Below are 20,947 nucleotides of genomic sequence, written 5' to 3' on the forward strand. Positions count from 1 at the left end.
GTGTGATCACTTCAGCAGCATGCACTCGCAAATCGCCTGATAGAGATCGGGCAATCGCTCCAGATCTTTCACTGCCACGCATTCGTCCACCTTGTGGATCGTGGCGTTGACCGGGCCAAGCTCGATCACTTCCGCGCCCATGGGTGCAATGAAGCGTCCGTCCGACGTACCGCCGCCCGTGCTTTGTTCTGGTTCGACACCGCACAAATCACGGCACACGGAAACCACCACTTCGCGCAGATGGCCGCCGGGCGGCGTCAAAAACGCTTCGCCGGAAAGATTCCATTCCAGCGAGTAATCCACACCGTTATCGGCAAGAATGGCTTCGGTGCGCTTGCGCAGAGCGTCGGCGGTGCTTGCGGTGCTGTAGCGGAAATTGATCAGCGCCTTGAGCGATCCCGGAATGACGTTGTTGGCGCCGGTTCCCGAGTGAATATTCGAAACCTGGAACGACGTCGGCGGGAAGTCCGCGTTGCCGGCATCCCACTTTTCCGTGGTCAGCGCGGTGAGTGCGGGCGCAAACGCGTGGATCGGATTCAGTGCTTTCTCGGGATAAGCCACATGTCCCTGCACGCCATGCACCGCCAGCGTGCCTGATAAGGATCCGCGCCGACCCACGCGAATCAAATCGCCAAGTCTTTCCTTGGCGGACGGCTCGCCGACGACACACCAGTTGATGCACTCGCCAATCTGGTGGAAATACTCGACGACACGACGCACGCCATCGAGATTGGTGGGTCCTTCTTCGTCACTCGTCAACAGCAAGCCAACGCGACCTGGGTGGCCCGGATGCGCCGTAACGAAACGTTCGAGCGCCACGACCATCGCGGCGACGGAGCCTTTCATATCGGCAGCACCGCGACCGTAAAGATGTCCATCGCGAATCGTGGGTTCGAATGGCGGACTGTTCCACGATTCTTCCGGACCGCTCGGCACAACATCCGTATGACCGAGGAAAGCAAGCAGCGGCCCCTGCCCCGGCGCATTGTTCGCGCCGTGCGTCGCCCAAAGATTGAGCACTTCGCCGTAGAGCAAGTGCTCCACGCGAAAGCCCATTCGCGTGAGACGCTCGCCAATCAGTGGCAGGCAGCCCGCATCCTGTGGCGTCACCGAGCGACGGCGAATGAGGTCCGTGGCGAGATCGAGTACGTCAGACATCGCGTTCAACGTCCAAACAGTTTCTTGAAGCCATTGTCGGTAAAGCCCACGCTCACCGATCCGTCCGCCTGCACCACAACCGGCCGGCGGATCAGCGCAGGATACTCCTTCAACAGCAACGTCCATTCCGGATCGCTGCCCGGGCTCTTGCGCTGCGGCAGCAGGTTGCGCCATGTCGTGCCCGCTTTGTTGATCAGCTTTTCCCAGCCACCCAATTGTTCCGCCCAATTTTTGAGCGTAGCGGCGGGCACAGGATTCGCACGGTAATCGACAAACTCGTGCGCCACATCAAAACGCTTGAGCCAGTTGCGGGCTTTTTTGCAGGTATCGCAATTGGGAAGGCCATACAGCGTAGCGACTGTCATCGATCTATTCCGTTTTCAGTTGTTGCCGCTGCAGCATGCGCAGGATGAAGAAGAACGCAAACGCTGCAGCCAGATGCTTGATGGTGTGCCCGCTAATAATGCCGCCGGTCCAGCGAAATATCTGCCAGTCGAGCTTTTCGCAGACAAAGGCGACCGCGTAGGAAAGCAACGCGGGAAACAACAGGCGACGCTCGGTCCACGGCGTCGGCAGCATCGCCAGCGCAAGCAGGATGAGCAAGATGGCGCCGCCTTGCGCAATCAGATACGGCAAAAGGTTGCCGCTGAATTTCCAATACACCACGCTGCCAATGCCCAGCAGCGTAAGAACGATCAAAGGCATATCCGAACGCCAGCGCAAGCGTTCTGCATAGGTCGCAGCGAGCAGCGGCATGAACACCACCGTCATCGGCAAACGATCCCACACCAGTCGCTCATCGGACGGCGCCCAGTGGTAGTAACCGGAGCCGAACGCCGTGAAGATCAAGCCAACAAACATCAGCGCATAAGCGTGACGCGGCCCCGATTCCATCGCACGAATCGCAGGTTTCCGCATGGCGAACAGGCCAGCCAACCCAGCCGCCAGAAACATCACGTTCGACGCAACATCGCCGTAGTTGGGAATGCCGAGCCATCCGCGCTTGTCCGCAAAGTCGTGATAACCCTGCGGCTGCGCGAACGGCGGGCATACGCACGCGACGATCAACAGCACCGCGGCCAACCCGAACAGTGCGTAAGCCCGGCCTCGCACAGGGGTGACGACTGCTGTCATACGTCCTCGCTTAATCGGCGCTGCGGAGCAGCTCGTTGATACCGGTCTTGCTGCGCGTCTTCTCGTCCACCTGTTTGACAATCACGGCCGCATAGAGGCTGTGGCTGCCATCTTTCGCAGGCAGATTACCAGCAACGACGACGCTGCCCGCAGGAATGCGCCCGTAAGTCGTCTCACCGGTGGAGCGGTTGTAGATACGCGTGGATTGGCCGAGGAAAACGCCCATGCCGATCACGCTGCCCTTTTCCACCACCACGCCTTCGACCACTTCGGAACGTGCACCGATAAAGCAGTTGTCTTCGATGATGGTGGGATTGGCCTGCAGCGGCTCCAGCACGCCGCCAATGCCGACGCCACCGGAAAGATGCACGCCCGCACCGATCTGCGCGCAGGAACCGACCGTAGCCCATGTATCGACCATCGTTCCCGCGCCAACGTAAGCACCAATGTTTACGTAGCTCGGCATCAGCACGGCATCTTTGGCGATATGCGCACCGCGCCGCACCAGTGCACCCGGCACAACGCGCGCACCTAAACCTTGCAACTCACTATCGTGGCCGTGCGCGAAACGCAGTGGCACTTTGTCGAACGCCATCGCAGGGCCGCCATCGACAACGCGGTTACTGTTGATGCGGAAATAAAGCAGCACTGCTTTCTTGAGCCACTGATTGACGGTCCAGCCGCCGTTGCCATCCGGTTGCGCCACGCGCTGCTCGCCTGATTCGAGCAGATCGAGCACCTGACCGAGCGCCGGGCGCAGATGGGTTTCGATTTCGCTTTGGCTGAGATCGTTGCGGCGCTCGAAGGCATCGTCAATCAGGCTTTCTATGGATTGCATGAGGCAAGACTCGTCGTCGGTTCAAAGGCCAAGATTACATCGCCACGCGCACGCCTGACGTGTATGAATAAGCTGCCGCTTTCGTCAGATAAGCGCGAGCACGATGGGGAGCACAACGCCAGCCAGCAGCAGAACACTGAGCAACGCCGGTTTGCGCGAATAACGATAGGCCATGTAGATGCCAAGTAGGGTCGACACGAACAGCCCGAGCGAAACGAACGCGAAGAAAATTTTCAACGGCAACGGATTTTTCTGCGGCGTGCGCGACACTTCCGGCGCGGCCTGCACGGGCGCGACGGCATTGGCGACCGGTCCCGATGCCGAACTGGCCACCGCGGGCTTCTGATTGTCCGCGTCCACTGGATGCGGCTTATGCGAAGGAACGACCGCAGTCTGCTTCTTGTGGACCTGCGCCAGCGTTACCAGCCATGCGGGTGGCTTGTAGTCACTGCCTCGGGTCGTCTCATGCAGGCTGAAAACCTGCAGGCCGCCCGTAAACGCAAAAAACAGCAGCGCTGGCGCGATAAAAACGCCAACGTAAAGATGAATCTGTCGAGCCAGCTTAAGGAATTGGTGGGACGCGGACATGGATACACAGCCTTCTTGGCAAACGGGCCAATCTTGAGAATGAGGATTTTCGATGACAGGTTGCATAGCAACCCGGCGGGAAATCATTCCTAGGAAGGTCCGATCCGCTCCACTAAAGCGTGCCACAGACGCTGTTGCTGTGTCTCGCCCAGCGGGTTATTACGACGGTCCGTGAGCTGGAAGAAGTCCTCCACCCGCTCGCCGAAGGTGGCGATGCGCGCGTCGTGCACGCGTACTTCGCAGGTCATCATCACCTGGGTGACGGCCGCGAGCAGCCCAGGGCGGTCGCTGCACACCAGCGCCATCTGGGTCCGGCCGTCGGCCTGCTGGAAATCGATGCGCGGTGCCATCTGAAAGTGCTTCAGATGGCGCGACATGCTGCGCCGTGGCGGCATGATCGGGGCGGACTGCGCCAGCGCGCGATGCAGCCGCTGATAGAGTTCGTCGGCGCGCTCAAGGCTCGCCGGTTTCTGGTTTTCCGCCTCGAGCAACAGGAACGTGTCCAGCGCCTTGCCATCGTTGGAGCTGAGTACACGTGCCTCCATCACCGAGAAGTGCAGCCGGTCGAGCATCGCCGTCACGTTGGCGAACAGACCATCGCGATCGGGTGCGTAGACGAACAGTTCGGTGCTCCCGCGCACCGACATCGGATGCACGGCGATCAGCGGCAATTTTCCGTTCGCATCGAGAATGGCCGCCGTCTGCCACGCAACTTGTTGCGGATGGTGGCGAAGAAAACTCGATTCGGGGAATCCTGCCCAGACTTTCTCGATCGCCGCCGGATCGCGCCCTTCAGCCACCAATTGCTCCATCGCCTTTTCGCGGCATGCCGAAATACGCGCCGACCTCCCGGCCGATGGCTTGGCTTCACGCCGCAACGCGTAGCGCGTCGACGTGTACAAATCCGACAGCAGTCGGTCTTTCCACGCGTTCCACAAGCGCGGACTGGTGCCGATGATGTCGGCAATAGTCAGCAGGTAAAGCTGACCAAGGCGTTCGCGGCCACCTACCTTTTCCGCAAACCGATGCACGACATCCGGGTCGGTAATGTCTTGCCGTTGCGCCGTCGTGCTCATCAGCAGATGCCAGCGCACCAGCCACGCCACGCGCTCGATATCTTCGCTGGGCAAACCCAGCTTGTTGCCGAATTCGCGCGCATCGTCTTCGCCAAGCACCGAGTGGTCGCCACCGCGGCCTTTTGCGATGTCATGAAACAGCGCCGCCAACAGCATGATTTCAGGCTTCGGCAACGTCGGCCAGATTTCGCAAGCCAGCGGAAATTCGGAGTGCGTCGCGTTATCAGCAAAGCGTGCCATGTTGCGCAGCACGCGAACGGTGTGCTCATCCACCGTATAAACGTGGAAAAGATCGTATTGCATGCGGCCAAACACTTTGCCGAATGCTGGCAGGATGGCCGCAAGCAAACCGTGGCGGTTCATGCGCCACAGTGCTTCTACAGCAGGCGCACCACGTTTGAGCAATTGCAGAAACGCCGACAGCGCTTGCGGGTCGTCGGCGAGTTTCGTGCCTACGATCGCCGTCGCCTGATGGATGCGCCGCATTGTGTCGGCGGTGAATCCGATCAAACCTTTTTCATCGAGACGTGCGATAAAAATTTCGACCATCGATGCGGGCCGGCGCATGAAAAGATCCGGATCGCGCACCGCAAGTCGCGAACCGTAGCGAATGAAGTCTTCGCCAACGGGCTGCGCTGCGCACGGCGGCTCGAGCATTTCCTCAAAGCGATCGGCAATCTGGATACCAAGACGTTCGACCTGGCTGGCCGCGCGGTAGTAGCCCTGCATGAATTGCTCGACGCCAAGGTTTTTTTCATGTTCGTCTTCAAAACCGAGGCTTGTCGCGAGTGCGCGCTGATAGTCGAAAAGCAGGCGTTCCTCCGGACGACGTGCTTCCAAGTGCAAGGCGAAGCGATAACGCCGTAAGGTTGCTTCGGCTTGCAGCAGCGTGTCGCACTCGGCGGGATCGAGCAGGCCTTCCGTCACCATCTGCGGAAAATCGTTGGCATGCGCGAGGCGTTGTCCCAGCCAACGCAAGGAGTCGATGGTGCGTAGGCCGCCGGGACCATCTTTGAGATTGGGCTCGAGGTTGTAAGCGGTATCGTCAAATCGCGCATGACGCGCATCGCGATCCGCAAGACGCGCACGCAGGTACGCTTTCGGTGGCCACATGTCCGGCGCATCGACAATGGCGCGCAACGTTGCATCCAGCGTGGCGTCGCCTGCGAGGCGCCGTGCATCGAGCAGGGTCGTAAACACGCTCGCGTCAGCAGCAGCGAGCGTTTTGCATTGGGTGGGCTCGCGCACGGCATGACCTACTTTCAGGCCGATATCCCACAATGTCGCGAAACACTGCTCGAGCGCGCGCAGACGCGATGTGTCGGATCGCTCGATCAGCGCGAGCAAATCGATGTCCGAATACGGAAACAGCAACCCGCGGCCAAAACCGCCGATCGCAAACAGCGCGGCACCAGTCACTTCACCAAGACACGCCATCCAGACATGCGCGACGATGCGCGTCACCGAATCGCTGCGACGGCGCGCGAGCGCCACGGCGTCGGCACCGTCGCGGAAGGCGACGGCGATACTGCGATCCAGATCGCCCAGCAACTGACGCAACGCACGACGCGCTTCGGACGACACGCCCGAACGCGGCACCGCGACAGGCAATCGCGGTATCGGTGGCAAGCTGACGGCGGTGACGGCCTCAGTCATCTAGAAAACATCGCTGGAAGTTCAGCGATGAGCGTACCGCAGACGATGTGATGACTTGCAGCGTGCGCTCAGGCATCCGGCCATGGCGTAAGGATCTCGAAGCCATCGTCCGTCACCGCAATGGTGTGTTCCCACTGCGCGGACAAGGAATGATCCTTGGTCACCACCGTCCAGCCGTCGGGCAATTGCTTGGTTTGCGGCTTGCCCGCATTGACCATCGGTTCGACGGTAAAGGTCATGCCCTTTTGCAGCACGACGCCAGCACCAGGCTTGCCGTAGTGCAGAACTTGCGGTTCGTCGTGATAAACCTTGCCGATACCATGACCGCAATATTCGCGCACGATCGAGAAACCGGCCGCTTCGGCGTGCTTCTGGATCGCATGACCGACGTCGCCGAGCGTCGCGCCGGGACGCACGGCCTCGATGCCACGCATCATCGCTTCGTGAGTGGTTTCCACCAGACGCTTGGCGAGCACGCCGGGTGCACCGACGTAGTACATGCGGCTGGTATCGCCGTGCCAGCCGTCTTTGATCACGGTGACATCGAGATTGATGATGTCGCCGTCCTTGAGCAGCTTGCCGGGGCTCGGAATGCCATGGCAGATCACATGGTTGACCGAGGTGCACAGGGTCTTGGGGAACCCGTGGTAACCCACGTTCGCCGGGATGGCCTTCTGCACGTTCACGATGTGCTCGTAGGCCAGGCGGTCCAGGTCTTCCGTGGTCACACCCGGCTTGACGTGGTCCTTGAGCATGGCCAGCACCTCGGCCGCCAGCTGGCCGGCGACACGCATGCCTTCGAGGTCTTGGGCTGATTTAAGAGTAATTGCCATGATTTCACTGTCATGTGGTGGCAAAGTCCCCAAAAACCAGTGACTTGCCGCGAAGTCTCGACCCCGGCTATAATTTCCGGGTTTTGCAGACCCCATCGAAGCCTTTGCGGGCTCGAGCGGCGCAAAACTGAAGAGGGATTGTAACCGCCTAGCGCTACAAGCCCAACCAACGCCACACACGTATCGGCACCGTCTTCGGGGTGCTGCGGTCGTCCTTCCCAACAACGGACATCGCGGTCGAAGCTGGGGATACGTGGAGGTACCAACCCCCCGGGCCACAAAAAAAGGCCCATTGCAGGAGTAACACCATGGCTCAAGTCACCATGCGTCAGATGCTGGAAGCTGGCGTGCATTTCGGTCACCAGACCCGCTACTGGAACCCGAAGATGGCTCCGTACATCTTTGGCGCCCGCGGCAAGATTCACATCATCAACCTCGAAAAGACGCTGCCGCTGTTCACCGACGCGATGAACTTCCTGTCGGCGATCGCACAGAAGCGCGGCACCGTGCTGTTCGTGGGTACCAAGCGTTCCGCTCGCGAAGCGCTGGCTGAAGAAGCCGGTCGCGCCGGCATGCCTTTCGTTACCGCTCGCTGGCTCGGCGGCATGCTCACCAACTTCCGTACGGTGAAGCAGTCGGTCGCTCGCCTGAAGGAACTGGAAGCCGCTGAAACCGACGGCAGCTTCGAAAAGCTGGTCAAGCACGAAGTGCTGGCCCGTCGCCGCGAACGCGAGAAGCTGGAAAACTCGCTGGGCGGCATCAAGAACATGAACCGCCTGCCCGACGCGCTGTTCGTGGTCGATATCGGCCATGAAAACATCGCCGTACAGGAAGCCAAGAAGCTCGGCATCCCGGTCATTGCCGTGGTCGACACCAACTACAACCCGGAACTGGTCGATTACGCCATCCCGGGCAACGACGACGCCATCCGCGCCATCCAGCTGTACGCCCGCGCTGCTGCCGATTCGATCCTCGAAGGCAAGGCTGCCGCTCCGGCTGCTGCCCAGGGCGACGCCAATGAGTTCGTCGAACTCGACGGCGAAGGCAACCCGGTCGCGAAGGAAGAAGACCGTCGCGCCGCGGCTCCGCGCCGCAACGCGCCGGCCAAGAAGGGTGCACCGCGTGGCGGTGACCGCGACGGTGGTCGTGGCAACCGCGGTGGCCGCGGCGGCCGTGCGCAAGAAACGACCGACGCCGAGTAAGTCGTAAACATGCTGCCGGGGCTTCTTATCGACGCCCCGGCACTCTCCAGAATTTCCGAGGAAGCCATGAGCAATATTTCCGCACAACTGGTCAAGGAACTGCGTGAGCGTTCCGGTGCCGGCATGATGGAGTGCAAGAAAGCGCTGGTCGAAAACAGTGGCGACATCGAAGTCGCCATGGAATGGCTGCGCAAGTCGGGCTTGGCCAAAGCCGACAAGAAGGCCGGCCGCGTGGCCGCCGAAGGCCGTGTCGTGGCCGCCCAGGGCGCTGATAGCGCCGTGCTGGTCGAAGTGAACAGCGAAACGGACTTCGTCGCCAAGGACGCCAGCTTCGTGAAGTTCAGCGACACCGTCGCCGACGTCGCGCTGAAGTCCGGCGCCAACGATGTGGACGCCCTGAAGGCCGCCGCCTACCCGGACGCTGCGTCCGTGGAAGAAGCCGCCAAGGCGCTGGTCGCCACCATCGGCGAAAACATCCAGGTCCGACGCATGGCCCGCGTGTCGAACAACGGCACGATCGGCAGCTACGTGCACGGCGGCCGCATCGGCGTGCTGGTTGCGCTCAAGGGCGGCAACGAAGAACTCGCCAAGGGTATCGCCATGCACGTTGCGGCGATGAACCCCGCCTACGTGCGCGCTGAAGACGTACCGGCCGACTTCCTGGCGAAGGAAAAAGAAATCGCGCTGAGCCAGATGTCCGACAAGGAAAAGGCCAAGCCGGCCGAAATCCTTGAGAAGATCATCGGCGGCAAGGTCAACAAGATCGTCTCCGAAGTCACCCTGCTCGGCCAGCCCTACGTGTTGGACACCAACACCTCGGTGGCTGACGTGCTGAAGAAGGAAGGTGCAGACGTGATCTCTGTCGTTCGTCTCGCCGTCGGCGAAGGCATCGAGAAAGTTCAGGACGACTTCGCTGCCGAAGTGATGAAGCAGGCAGGCCTGGCGTAATTCGCCAACGCTTGAATGCGCAAAAGGCCACGGGAAACCGTGGCCTTTTTGTTTGCGCGATTCAAAATCATCGATCGATCGGAATCACATCCGCGGTGCGCTTTTTTGCAGGCTGCAGCAAATCCCAGCGATTGCCGTAGAGATCTTCGAACACCGCGACGGTGCCGTAGGACTCTTCGCGTGGCTGCTCCAAAAAACGCACGCCTCGTGAACGCATGATGTTGTAGCGGGCGTAAAAATCGTCGACGCGCAAAAACAGAAAGACGCGGCCGCCTGCCTGTTCGCCCACGCAGATGTCCTGTTCGCTATTGCTCGCCAGGGCAAGCAGCAAGCGCGTTTCCTTCGCGCCTGGCGGGGATACCAGCACCCAACGCTTGCCCTTCCCTAGCGGGGTGTCTTCGACAAGTTCGAAATCCAGACAATTCGTATAAAACGCAATCGCCTCATCGTAATCGCGCACAAGTAGTGCAACGGCGGCGATGGCGTGTTCCATGAGGGCTCCCAGCAGTGACTCCTGGGTGAAGCATAGACCGTGTGCCGCGCTGACGTCCGTAGCGGCGTCCGCTACAATGCACGCGTTTTGCACCATACAATTCGTCATCCGGAGCCTCTATGAGCGACCAGCTAAAGTACCGCCGCATTTTGCTCAAGCTCTCCGGCGAGGCACTGATGGGGGAGGCCGACTACGGCATCGACCCCAAGGTCATCGGCCGACTGGCTGACGAGATCATCGAGGTACAGCAGGCTGGGGTGCAGATTGGCGTCGTCATCGGCGGCGGCAACATCTTCCGCGGCGCGGGCCTTGCCGCAGCTGGCATGGATCGCGTCACCGGCGATCACATGGGCATGCTCGCCACGGTCATGAACGCGCTGGCCATGCAGGACGCCATCGAAAAACGCGGCGGCTACGCCCGCGTGATGAGCGCCATCCAGATTCACGACGTAGCCGAGGATTTCATCCGCCGCCGCGCCATCCGCCACATCGAAAAAGGCCGCATCGCGCTGTTCGCGGCAGGCACTGGCAACCCCTTCTTCACCACCGATTCCGCGGCTGCGCTGCGTGCGGTGGAAATGAACGTCGACCTGCTACTGAAAGCCACCAAGGTCGATGGCGTCTACAACGCCGACCCTGCCAAGCACCACGATGCCAAGCGCTTCGAACAGCTGAGCTACGACGAGGTCATCGAACGTAAGCTGGCCGTCATGGATACCGCGGCGATTGCGCTGTGCCGCGACCACCGCATGCCACTGCGCATTTACGACATGACGGTGCCGGGCAATCTGATGCGCATCATGCGCGGCGAAACGGTTGGCACACTGGTCGGCCCTACCGCCTGAAACACCCCTGCCAGGTAGCGACCGCGGCCGCGATAAAACGGCCGCGTGAATTCTGCCTGCTAATCCGCCAGCGATAACCCCCTGCTATACTTAACGGCTTGCACGCCACCGGGTGATTTCCTCATGCTCAACGACATCAAGAACGATGCCCAGACCCGCATGGGCAAGAGCATCGATGCTCTCAAGCACGATTTGTCCCGCCTGCGCACAGGCCGCGCAAGCACGACGCTGGTGGACCACATCAAAGTGCCGTATTACGGCTCGGATATGCCGCTGAACCAGGTGGCTTCGGTGTCGCTGGCCGATGGCCGCTCGATCGTCATTACGCCGTTCGAAAAGAACATGGTCGCCCCGATCGAAAAAGCGATCCTGGGATCGGATATCGGCGTTACGCCGACCACCGCCGGCACGGTTATCCGCCTGAACATGCCGCCGCTCACAGAAGAACGTCGCCGCGAGCTGGCCAAGCATGTGTCGCACGAAGGCGAGAACGCCAAGATTGCCATCCGCAATGTGCGCCGCGATGCGCTTCAGCACGTCAAGGATCTTCTGAAAGAAAAGAAGATCACGGAAGACGAAGAGCGTCGTGCCGATGACGACATCCAGAAGCTGACGGACCGCTTTGTGAAAGAAGTGGATACGCTGGCAAAGGCGAAAGAAGAAGAATTGATGGCCATGTGATCGGCCATCGATTGCGCGCGGTTGGAGCGGGACAGTTATCGCTCGACTCCATCGAATCTCGCGCAACGGATATACCCCTCTCATCTTCGGAGGGAGGGGCCATCGGTGAGGGGCATTGGGCAACATCGCCGTCAACGAACGAGCACCACGCAAACGCGTTGCGACATCCAGGCTCGGTCCCGTTTGCCCCGGCAAATGAGGCTCCCGAACGATCCCAGATGGCGAATCTCTGACAACCACTCCAAAGCAACGATTTCAGCGAGGCAAACGGCGGCGCCAACGCTACTCTCCCGTCCATGACCACGAACCACCCCAACTACGTACCTCGTCATATCGGCATCGTGATGGATGGGAATGGCCGCTGGGCGAAAGCGCGTCATCGTCCGCGCAGCTTCGGCCATAACGCCGGTCGCAAAGCGGTACGCGAAGTGGTGGAAGGTTGTTTGCGCCATGGCGTCGAAGCACTGACGTTATTTGCCTTCTCCAGCGAGAACTGGCAACGCCCGCAGGATGAAGTCGGCGCGTTGATGGATCTGTTCGTGCGCGCGCTTGATAAAGAAGTCGATGAGCTGCACAGCAACGGCGTGCGATTGCGTTTCATCGGCGAGCTCGGCGCTTTTGACACGTCACTGCGCCAGGGCATGCTCGACGCGATGAAGCGCACCGAGCGCAACGACAAGTTGCAGATGAACGTCGCCGTCAATTACGGCGGCCGCTGGGACATCGTGCAGGCAGCCCAAAAGGCCGCCCTCGCCGTCGCGCGTGGCGAGCTGTCCGTGGAAGCCATCGACGAGTCCATGTTCGACCAATGGACCTGCCTTGGCGAGCTTCCACCCCTTGACCTTTTTATCCGCACCGGTGGCGATCGCCGCGTCAGCAACTTCCTTTTATGGCAGATGGCCTATGCGGAGCTCTATTTCACCGATACGCTTTGGCCGGACTTCAACCAGGTCTCGCTGAAACATGCCATTGATGACTTTGCCCGCCGCGAACGCCGTTTTGGCCGCACCGGCGATCAGATCGCCCAAGCCTGATCGCTAAGGAACGCTCATGTTGCGCCAGCGCGTCCTCACTGCCCTGATTCTTGCTCCACTTGTCATCCTGCTGATTCTGTTTTTGCCGACGGATTTCTTCGCCGTCGCACTCGCCGCGGCCTTTCTCGCAGCGACCTGGGAATGGTCGCGCCTCTCCGGCATGAAGAACCGCGTTAACCGGGGCATTTTGCTCGGCTTTGCCGCAGTGTTTTTTGTCGTGCTGTGGCTGCTGCGTAGTTCTGCGTTGCTGTGGCCCGCGGTGATTGCCGCCGGTGTCGCATGGTGGCTGCTGGCGTGCGTATGGCTTCGGCACTTCGCTTTTGGTGCTGCACCGACCGCGGAAAATCGAAATCTCAAATTGCTGGCTGGCGCGTTCGTGATTTTCCCTGCATGGGTCGCAGGCGTGAATATTCATGCTGGCGAATCGCACGGCCATGCGTGGGTCTTTCTCGCCATGCTGCTGGTGTGGGCCGCCGATACCGGCGCTTACTTTGCCGGCCGCTTCTTTGGCAAACGCAAACTAGCCCCCAACATCAGCCCCGGCAAAACGTGGGCTGGCGTTTACGGCGCATTTGTCGCCAGCGCATTGGTGATTCTGGTGGGCGGCTGGTTGTTGGGAGTGCGCGATGCGCGACTTATCGGCCTGGTGGTCGTGGCAATTGTGACCGTCGCCAGCTCTATCGTTGGCGATCTGGTGGAAAGCCTGATGAAGCGCCACGCCAGCGTGAAAGATTCCGGCGCACTATTCCCCGGCCACGGCGGCTTGCTGGACCGCCTCGACAGCGTGTTTGCCGCACTTCCCGTCTTCGCACTCGGAAAGCTGTTGCTCGGGCTTTGAATTGCGTGAGCGCGATCCGCAATGTCGCTGTGTTGGGGGCAACGGGTTCGGTCGGGAAACATACCCTCGATGCTGTAAGTGACGACCCGGATCGTCTTCGTGCCAGCGTGCTCGTTGCGCACAGCAACGTTGAAGCGCTTGTTGCGCTTTGTATTCGCCATCGGCCCGATCTGGCGATCATTGCAGATACGCAACTGGAAACCGATCTCGCACGGCGACTCGCCGCCGCAGGCGTTCGTTGCGATGTCGCCAGTGGCCACGAGGCCATCTGCTACGCGGCTGGATCGTCTCTGTGCGATGTCGTTGTATGCGCCATGACGGGCTTGGCATCGCTCGATGCTGCACTAACTGCGGCACGCGCCGGAAAACGGCTTGTGCTGGCGAATAACGAACCCGCCGTGATCGCGGGCTCGCTGTTGAGAAACGCAGCCGCCGAAAGTGGCGGTGAAGTAATCCCGTTAAGCACTGCGGCGCATGCGATCGCCCAATACGTCAGCAACACCCATGCCGATCTCAATCACGCCGATGTCAGGCGCCTGATCCTTACGTCATTCGGCGGCCCCTTCGCGGGACGCACGCGCGCCGACCTTATGACGGTTACGCCTGATGACCTCGGCGCAACCCCGGGCAAGCTCTCCGATCGCCAACGTGCCGTCGATTCGGCCACCCTGATGAACACGGGCCTGGAGGCCCTCGCTATCCATCATCTGTTCCTGGCGACCCCGCAGATTCAGGTACGGCTGACCACGCGAAGCATCGCACCCGCCATACTGGAGCGAGCCGACGGGTCAATCCAAGCGCTAGGGCGCTGGCTCGATGCGCGGTCGGCCATCGATTCGGCGCTTCACGGAGCCGAACTGCCCAACCGCCATCCGATCGGTGAGAGAGAGACCCTATCCGCGCTTGCGGCACCCGATCCAGGCGCGTTCCGCTGCCTGACACTCGCACTGGCCGCCCTGCGTGAGGGCGGCGATGCGCCAGCGCTTCTGAATGCCGCTAACGAGGTCGCCGTAGCGGCCTTTCTGGCAGGGTCCCTACCCTTTCTTTCCATTGCCGACCTAATTGAGCAGGTCCTCACGGAACTGCCGCCGCAGCCTGTGGTCGATATCCAGACCCTACGCGAACGCGACCGGGCGGCCCGTGCTGCAGCCCGGCGGGTACTTCGCACCGCTTGCTGATAAGCTTTGTGCTTCTTTAGAGACGTACTTGATTGATGAATCCCTTTTTCGGCTCGGTGTTCTGGTTGCTGGTCACGCTCGGCGTGCTGGTGACTTTTCACGAATTCGGACACTACTGGGTCGCGCGGCGCTGCGGCGTGAAGGTTTTGCGCTTCTCCATCGGCTTCGGCAATGCGATCTGGAAGCGCATCGGCCGCGATGGCACCGAATACCAGATTGCGGCAATTCCACTGGGCGGCTACGTCAAAATGCTCGATGCGCGCGAAGGTGAAGTCGATCCCGCGCTGCTGCATCAGGAGTTCACCAATCAGTCGATCTGGAAGCGCATCGCCATCGTCGCTGCCGGTCCTGGCTTCAATATCATTTTCACGATCGCGGCGTTCTGGCTGATGTTCGTGATGGGTCGTACGGACTACGCACCCATCGTTACGGCAGAACCGCAAAGTCTTGCTGCACAAGCCGGCATCAAACCGGGCGATCGCATTCTCAGCGTCGGCGGCGAAGCCGTCGTCACGTGGAGTGGTGCTACCGATGCCATTGCCAATGCATTGCTGGGCCGCTCGCCGCTCCCGGTGACGGTACGCGGCACCGATGGTACGCAGCGTTCCATCGTACTGCCGCTCAATCGGCTGCCGGCCGGCGAAGATGTCGGCCAGTACATGGACAAGCTCGGAATCCAACCGGCCTCTCCCCCGCCGATTGCCGCCATCGTGCAGCCGGGCTATCCGGCCGCTACGGCGGGGATGCAGGCGGGCGACCAGGTGGTGAGTGTCAACGGTGTCGCCGTAAAGACTTTCGAAGAGATCGGCAAGCAGATCACCGCCGATGCGGTGAAGTCGCCGGTGATGTCGATCGCCATTCTGCGCAACGGCAAGCCGCTGCAGTTCACGTTGACGGCGCGCCTGGACTCCACGGACGCCAGCAAGCCGTACTGGGCGATTGGTATCGGCGCGCAGCCACCCGAAGCGGCCATCCAGCATTACGGCCCCTTCAAGGCCCTGACCGAATCGCTCGACCTGACCTGGCAACGGACCACCGAAACCTTCGGCATGGTTAGCAAGATGCTTACCGGCCAGGCATCCACGCGGAACCTCTCCGGCGTGATCGGCATCGCCCAGGTCGCCAATGCCGCGGCCTCGGCGGGGCTGGACCGATTCCTGGAATTCCTCGGCTTGGTGTCTCTCAGCCTGGCCATCGTCAACCTGTTGCCGATTCCAGTCTTGGACGGCGGGCACTTGCTGTATTACCTTATCGAGCTGGTCAAGGGCAGCCCGGTCAGTGAGCGGACCATGATCGCGGGTCAGTACGTGGGTCTCGCCTTGCTGTGCACACTGATGGTGTTGGCGTTTTACAACGACATCCATCGCATCATCCTGCCCTCGTGATACGGATGCGCGCCGCTGACAACCTCTGGTTGGATGCTGGCCGCCGCTTCTGTGCCGCGTGGCAAATCACCCGCAACGTGCGGCTTCCCGGTGTAGTTCAGCCGGCCATGCCAAGCGCAAGTGCGGACAAAACTTAAAGGATCGGGCTTGTCCCGGTTCGGGAAGAAAAATACAGCGCAGCGATCGAATGATCGCTTCGTCCGAATAACACAACGGAATCGACGATGAAGCGTATCGCCGCCCTGATCCTGCTTGCCTCCCTTTCAACGAGTGTGCTTGCACTCGAACCATTCGTCGTTTCTGACATCCGTATCGAAGGTCTCAGCCGCATCTCCGCGGGCACGGTATTCAACTACCTGCAGATCAACAAAGGCGATCGTCTTAGCAACGAAGAAGCCCAACAGGCTATTCGCGCCCTGTACAACACCAAGTTCTTCAGCGATGTGGAACTGGAACGCGATGGCGACATCCTGGTGGTGAAGGTGGTCGAGCGCCCCTCCATTGCCAAGCTCACCATCCGCGGCAACAACGACATCAAGACCGACGACTTGAAGAAGGGCCTGAAGGATATCGGCCTGACTGAAGGCGAAACCTTTGATCGCCTTTCGCTTGATCGCGTGCAGCAGGAACTGATTCGTCAGTACTACAACCGCGGCAAATACAACGTATCGGTGATTCCGCACGTGACCGAGCTGGATCGCAATCGTGTCGCCATCGATATCGAAATCCGCGAAGGCAAGGTTGCCAAGATCAAGGAAGTGAACATCGTAGGCAACACGGCGTTCACCACTCGCGAGATCGAAAAAGATTTCGAATCCGGCACCACCAACTGGCTGTCCTGGTATTCGAAGAACGACCAGTATTCGCAGGAAAAACTCTCGGGCGACCTGAAGAAACTGCAGTCGTACTACATGGACCGCGGTTACGCCGACTTCGGCCTGGATTCCTCGCAGGTGACGATCTCGCCCGACAAACGCGCGATGTACATCGACGCGGATGTGGTCCAGGGCGACATCTACCATATCTCCGACACGCATCTGCTCGGTCAGCTGATCCTGCCGGAAGCGACGCTGCGCCAGCTCGTGTTCGTGAAGAATGGCGACTTGTTCAATCGTCGCGCGATCGAAGCCACGTCCGATGCGATCAAGGCCACGCTGGCTAACATCGGTTACGCCTTTGCCAAGGTCAACTCGGTACCCAAGCTCGACAAGAGCGCCCACACCGCCGACATCACCTGGTACATCCAGCCTGGCCCGCGCGTGTATGTGCGCCGAGTGATCTTCCAGGGCAATACGCGTACCGAAGACGATGTGCTGCGTCGTGAAATGCGTCAGCTGGAAGGCGCCTGGTATTCGCAAGCGGCGATCGACCGTTCCAAGATCCGCCTGCAACAGCTGGGCTACTTCAAGACGGTCACCATCGACAAACAGACCGTCCCCGGTAGCGACGATGAGGTCGATCTGACGGTGAAGGTGGAAGAACAGTCCGCCGGCAGCCTGACGTTTGGCGTGGGTTACTCGCAGTATTCGGGCATCATCCTGTCGAGCTCGGTGTCGCAGAAAAACTTCCTCGGTACCGGCGATCAGTTCAGCGTCAGCGCAGAGCGCAGCGATTACCTCACGCAGATCAGCGCGAGTTACTACAACCCGTTCCTGACCGATAGCGGTGTCGGCATCGGCTACAACGCGTCGTTCTCGCGCGCCGATTACGCCGACCTGGGCAGCCAGTACGCAAGCTATTCGAACAGCACCAAGTCATTCTCGACCACGCTGGGTTTCCCGATCACCGACTTCGATAGTTTGAGAGGCAGTCTTGGTATCGGCAGCACCAAGCTCAACACGTACGTCGGCTACACCCCGCAGATCCTCGTTGACTACATCAACGCCTTGGGTCACGACACCATCCATTCGTGGACGGGCTCATTAAGCTGGGTGCACGACACGCGCAACTCGTATTGGGCACCTACTCACGGTGGCCAGCTGACTGCCACGGTCAACGTCGCATTGCCGGGTTCGACCGTGCAGTACTGGACGTTCAACGGCGAAGCCAATCATTACTGGCCGATCGGCAAGGGCTTCGTGCTCTATCTAGACGGCAAGGTTGGTTATGGCAACACGTACGGTAACCAGACGTACGAATTCAATACGGCAGACGGTGAATACAAAGCTGGCCAGACGATTGCTTTCCCGTTCTGGATGAATTTCTACGCTGGCGGTGTGACCGACGTGCGTGGCTTCCAGGACAACACCCTTGGTCCGCGCGCGTGCGCGGGCCAAACGACTGCTGGCGGGCCGATCACACCGCAGTCGAACGGTTACTGCCCCGGCAGTACCTATTCCTATTCACAGCCGATCGGTGGTGCATTCAAGGTGCTCGGCACGGCGGAACTGTATCTGCCACTGCCGTTCCTGAAGGACATCAACACCGCTCGCGTAGCGTGGTTCGTCGACGTCGGCCAGGCCTTCCCAACCATCAGCGATTTCCGCACCAGCCAGCTCGATGCCTCCACCGGTGTGTCGCTGCACTGGCAGGCACCGATCGGCCCGCTGATCATCAGCCTGGGCTTCCCGTTCCGCAAACAGCCGGGCGACAGCCAGTACACCGAACGCATTCAGTTCACCTTCGGCAGCCAGTTCTAATCGGACTGGTACCGTCGGGTCCGCAAGGACACGTCAAAGAAAGCGCGGCTATGCCGCGCTTTCTTTTGGATTCGTAGAAAAATGCGCGCGTAGTGGATTCAGCCCTTACAATGCGTCGCATGCTGGGGAAACTTGCATGAGCACGATCCAATACAGAGTGAGCGAACTAGCCAAACGTTTTTCCCTTGAGTTCAAGGGTGACGGCGAACGCATCATCGATGGTGTCGGCACATTGTCAGGTGCCGGTCCCAGCCAGCTCAGCTTTCTGTCGAACAGCAAGTATTCGGCGCAACTGGCCACCACGCGTGCCGGCGTAGTCGTGCTGAACAGCGACGCTGTTGCAAGCTGTCCGACCGCTGCACTCGTTGCACGCGACCCTTATGTGGCATACGCGCATATTGCCGCGCTTTTCGAACATCTGCCTGCTGCCCCACACGGGATACATCCAAGCGCAGTGGTTGCAACGGGCGCACGTGTGAGCGCAACGGCAAGCATAGGCCCGTGCTGCGTGATCGAAGACGGCGCCGTGGTCGAAGACGGGGCGGTGCTTGGCCCCCATTGCATCGTTGGCTCTCACTGCACCGTTGGTGCACAGTCGCGTCTGGTCGCCCGCGTAACCCTGGTCACCCGCGTCACGCTCGGCAAGCGCGTGCTCGTGCATCCGGGCGCGGTGATTGGCTCAGATGGGTTTGGCCTGGCTTTCGACCGCGATCACTGGGTGAAACTGCCGCAACTGGGTGGCGTTCGCATCGGCGACGACTGCGAAATCGGCGCCAATACCACCATCGATCGCGGCGCGCTGGATGACACGGTGCTGGAAGAAGACGTGCGCCTGGACAATCAGATCCAGATCGCCCACAACGTTCACGTCGGCGCCCATACGGCCATGGCAGGCTGTGCAGCGGTGGCCGGTAGTGCGAAAATTGGCCGCTATTGCATGATCGGCGGCAACGCCGGCGTGCTGGGGCATCTGGAAGTGGCTGACCGCGTTACCATTACAGCCAAAAGCCTCGTAACCCATTCGATTCGGGAAGCTGGCGAGTATTCCTCTGGAATACCGCTGCAGGAAAACCGCCAGTGGCGTCGTAATGCTGCGCGTTTCAAGCACCTGGATGAGCTCGCGCGCCGAGTGTCGGCGCTGGAAAAGGATAAGACTGATGACTGACAACACCGCTCCGATCACGCTGCCGGTGGGCGTGGAGCAGATTCAACAACTGCTGCCGCATCGCTACCCGTTCCTGCTGGTGGATCGGGTGATCGAGTTCGTGCCCGATCAGAGCGTCGTCACGATCAAGAACGTCACCATCAACGAACCGTTCTTCACCGGGCATTTCCCTGGCCACCCTGTTATGCCGGGCGTGTTGATCGTCGAGGCCATGGCGCAGTCGGCAGGTTTGCTGACGCAGCTCAGTGCTCGCTCGAAAGGCGGCTCGCCGAGTTCGCTTTTCTATCTCGCCAAAGTGGATAACGCGCGTTTCAATGCACCGGTCATTCCGGGCGATCAACTGCGCATGGAAGTTCGACTCAAGCGCCTGTTGCGCAACATGGGCATTTTCGAGGCGGCCACGTTGGTCGACGGCAAGGAAGTGGCCAGCTGCGAGCTGATGTGTGCGGCGAGGTCCGAAAAATGATTCACCCGACCGCGCAAATTGATCCATCTGCGGTTATCGGCGCAAATGTTCGCATTGGTGCCTACACGGTTATTGGTGCGGACGTGCATATCGGTGATGGCACTGTCATCGGCCCGCATGTTGTCGTCGAAGGCCCCACGCGAATCGGCAAAGACAACCGCATTGCGCAATTCGCGTCGCTGGGCGGCGATCCGCAAGACATGAAGTTCAGCGGCGAACGCACCGAGCTCGTTATCGGCGATCGCAACCTTATCCGCGAATTCGTCACCATCAATCGCGGCACCCCCGAAGGCGGTGGTGTTACGCGTATCGGTAACGACAACTGGCTGCTTGCTTACGTGCACGTCGCACACGATTGCACCGTCGGCAACCACACTATTTTCTCCAACTACTCTGCGCTGGCCGGTCACGTGGAAGTGGGCGACTGGACCGTGTTCTCCGGTTATTCCGGCGCGCATCAGTTCTGCAAGATCGGCGAACACGCCTTCATCGCGATGGGCTGCCTGCTCGGCGCCGACGTACCGCCTTTCCTGATGATGGCGAACGATCAAGGCGGACGTCCGCGTGGCTTGAACACCACCGGCCTGAAGCGCCGCGGTTTCGAACCGGAACGCATTACGGCCATCAAGCGCGCCTACCGCACACTCTATACCTCGGGTTTATCGTTAGCCGAAGCACGCGAGCAACTGGTGGTACAAGCGAAGGACAGCGAGGACGTGCGCGCCATGCTCGATTTCCTCGATCGTAGCGAGCGCGGTCTGGCGCGTTGATGTTGACGTTGATATGCGTC

Annotated in this window: 20 protein-coding genes; 12 read left to right on the top strand and 8 right to left on the bottom strand. The window is 60.3% G+C overall.

Annotated elements, in window-relative coordinates:
- Positions 1 to 6: 6 nt before the first annotated feature.
- From dapE to map, 7 genes are all read right to left on the bottom strand, one after another.
- A complete protein-coding gene (gene dapE, locus EKH79_RS07060; protein WP_126673109.1) occupies positions 7 to 1,158 on the bottom strand; it encodes a succinyl-diaminopimelate desuccinylase in 1,152 nt (383 codons plus the stop codon).
- Between the two features lie 5 nt (positions 1,159 to 1,163).
- A complete protein-coding gene (locus EKH79_RS07065; RefSeq protein WP_126673110.1) occupies positions 1,164 to 1,523 on the bottom strand; it encodes a Spx/MgsR family RNA polymerase-binding regulatory protein in 360 nt (119 codons plus the stop codon).
- A gap of 4 nt (positions 1,524 to 1,527) precedes the next feature.
- On the bottom strand, positions 1,528 to 2,292 hold the full coding sequence (locus EKH79_RS07070) for an alkaline phytoceramidase (protein ID WP_126673111.1): 765 nt from the start codon (positions 2,290 to 2,292) through the stop codon (positions 1,528 to 1,530).
- A gap of 10 nt (positions 2,293 to 2,302) precedes the next feature.
- Positions 2,303 to 3,130, bottom strand: coding sequence for a 2,3,4,5-tetrahydropyridine-2,6-dicarboxylate N-succinyltransferase (gene dapD / locus EKH79_RS07075; protein WP_126673112.1), 828 nt, complete (start codon positions 3,128 to 3,130; stop codon positions 2,303 to 2,305).
- Between the two features lie 84 nt (positions 3,131 to 3,214).
- The gene (locus EKH79_RS07080; RefSeq protein WP_126673113.1) at positions 3,215 to 3,718 is read right to left on the bottom strand and encodes a PepSY domain-containing protein; all 504 of its coding nucleotides are present in this window, start codon (positions 3,716 to 3,718) and stop codon (positions 3,215 to 3,217) included.
- An 89-nt stretch (positions 3,719 to 3,807) separates the two neighbouring features.
- On the bottom strand, positions 3,808 to 6,450 hold the full coding sequence (glnD, locus tag EKH79_RS07085; RefSeq protein WP_126673114.1) for a [protein-PII] uridylyltransferase: 2,643 nt from the start codon (positions 6,448 to 6,450) through the stop codon (positions 3,808 to 3,810).
- Between the two features lie 68 nt (positions 6,451 to 6,518).
- The gene (map, locus tag EKH79_RS07090) at positions 6,519 to 7,283 is read right to left on the bottom strand and encodes a type I methionyl aminopeptidase (RefSeq protein WP_126673115.1); all 765 of its coding nucleotides are present in this window, start codon (positions 7,281 to 7,283) and stop codon (positions 6,519 to 6,521) included.
- Positions 7,284 to 7,591: 308 nt separating this feature from the next.
- Here map and rpsB point away from each other — a divergent pair, with 308 nt between their 5' ends.
- Together rpsB and tsf are read left to right on the top strand one after the other, a co-directional pair.
- Positions 7,592 to 8,485, top strand: coding sequence for a 30S ribosomal protein S2 (rpsB, locus tag EKH79_RS07095; protein ID WP_126673116.1), 894 nt, complete (start codon positions 7,592 to 7,594; stop codon positions 8,483 to 8,485).
- 66 nt (positions 8,486 to 8,551) lie between these two features.
- Positions 8,552 to 9,433 carry a translation elongation factor Ts gene (gene tsf / locus EKH79_RS07100; protein ID WP_126673117.1) on the top strand — a complete coding sequence of 294 codons (882 nt, stop codon included), beginning with the start codon at positions 8,552 to 8,554 and terminating at the stop codon, positions 9,431 to 9,433.
- Between the two features lie 67 nt (positions 9,434 to 9,500).
- Here tsf and EKH79_RS07105 read toward each other — a convergent pair whose 3' ends face one another.
- Positions 9,501 to 9,926 carry a VOC family protein gene (locus tag EKH79_RS07105; protein WP_126673118.1) on the bottom strand — a complete coding sequence of 142 codons (426 nt, stop codon included), beginning with the start codon at positions 9,924 to 9,926 and terminating at the stop codon, positions 9,501 to 9,503.
- A 119-nt stretch (positions 9,927 to 10,045) separates the two neighbouring features.
- On the opposite strand from EKH79_RS07105, the gene pyrH reads away from it, so the two are divergent.
- From pyrH to lpxA, 10 genes are all read left to right on the top strand, one after another.
- Positions 10,046 to 10,771, top strand: a complete 726-nt coding sequence (pyrH, locus tag EKH79_RS07110) for a UMP kinase (RefSeq protein WP_126673119.1) — start codon at positions 10,046 to 10,048, stop codon at positions 10,769 to 10,771.
- A 123-nt stretch (positions 10,772 to 10,894) separates the two neighbouring features.
- Positions 10,895 to 11,452 carry a ribosome recycling factor gene (gene frr / locus EKH79_RS07115; protein ID WP_126673120.1) on the top strand — a complete coding sequence of 186 codons (558 nt, stop codon included), beginning with the start codon at positions 10,895 to 10,897 and terminating at the stop codon, positions 11,450 to 11,452.
- Between the two features lie 296 nt (positions 11,453 to 11,748).
- Positions 11,749 to 12,486, top strand: coding sequence for a polyprenyl diphosphate synthase (gene uppS, locus EKH79_RS07120; RefSeq protein WP_126673121.1), 738 nt, complete (start codon positions 11,749 to 11,751; stop codon positions 12,484 to 12,486).
- Between the two features lie 16 nt (positions 12,487 to 12,502).
- Positions 12,503 to 13,324, top strand: coding sequence for a phosphatidate cytidylyltransferase (locus EKH79_RS07125; RefSeq protein ID WP_126673122.1), 822 nt, complete (start codon positions 12,503 to 12,505; stop codon positions 13,322 to 13,324).
- A 5-nt stretch (positions 13,325 to 13,329) separates the two neighbouring features.
- On the top strand, positions 13,330 to 14,502 hold the full coding sequence (locus tag EKH79_RS07130) for a 1-deoxy-D-xylulose-5-phosphate reductoisomerase (RefSeq protein ID WP_325050588.1): 1,173 nt from the start codon (positions 13,330 to 13,332) through the stop codon (positions 14,500 to 14,502).
- Positions 14,503 to 14,537: 35 nt separating this feature from the next.
- Entirely contained in the window at positions 14,538 to 15,887 is a 1,350-nt protein-coding gene (gene rseP / locus EKH79_RS07135) for an RIP metalloprotease RseP (protein WP_126673123.1), read from the top strand.
- A gap of 224 nt (positions 15,888 to 16,111) precedes the next feature.
- Positions 16,112 to 18,526: an outer membrane protein assembly factor BamA gene (gene bamA / locus EKH79_RS07140; protein ID WP_126673124.1), complete on the top strand. Its 2,415-nt coding sequence runs from the start codon at positions 16,112 to 16,114 to the stop codon at positions 18,524 to 18,526.
- 136 nt (positions 18,527 to 18,662) lie between these two features.
- Positions 18,663 to 19,691 carry a UDP-3-O-(3-hydroxymyristoyl)glucosamine N-acyltransferase gene (gene lpxD / locus EKH79_RS07145; RefSeq protein WP_126673125.1) on the top strand — a complete coding sequence of 343 codons (1,029 nt, stop codon included), beginning with the start codon at positions 18,663 to 18,665 and terminating at the stop codon, positions 19,689 to 19,691.
- Positions 19,684 to 20,157, top strand: a complete 474-nt coding sequence (fabZ, locus tag EKH79_RS07150) for a 3-hydroxyacyl-ACP dehydratase FabZ (RefSeq protein WP_126673126.1) — start codon at positions 19,684 to 19,686, stop codon at positions 20,155 to 20,157. The genes lpxD and fabZ overlap by 8 nt, the downstream gene beginning before the upstream one ends.
- The gene (lpxA, locus tag EKH79_RS07155) at positions 20,154 to 20,927 is read left to right on the top strand and encodes an acyl-ACP--UDP-N-acetylglucosamine O-acyltransferase (protein WP_126673127.1); all 774 of its coding nucleotides are present in this window, start codon (positions 20,154 to 20,156) and stop codon (positions 20,925 to 20,927) included. The genes fabZ and lpxA overlap by 4 nt, the downstream gene beginning before the upstream one ends.
- The last annotated feature ends 20 nt before the right edge of the window (positions 20,928 to 20,947 follow it).

It is taken from the genome of Dyella dinghuensis, assembly GCF_003977615.1.
In the GTDB taxonomy this organism is placed as follows: domain Bacteria; phylum Pseudomonadota; class Gammaproteobacteria; order Xanthomonadales; family Rhodanobacteraceae; genus Dyella_B; species Dyella_B dinghuensis.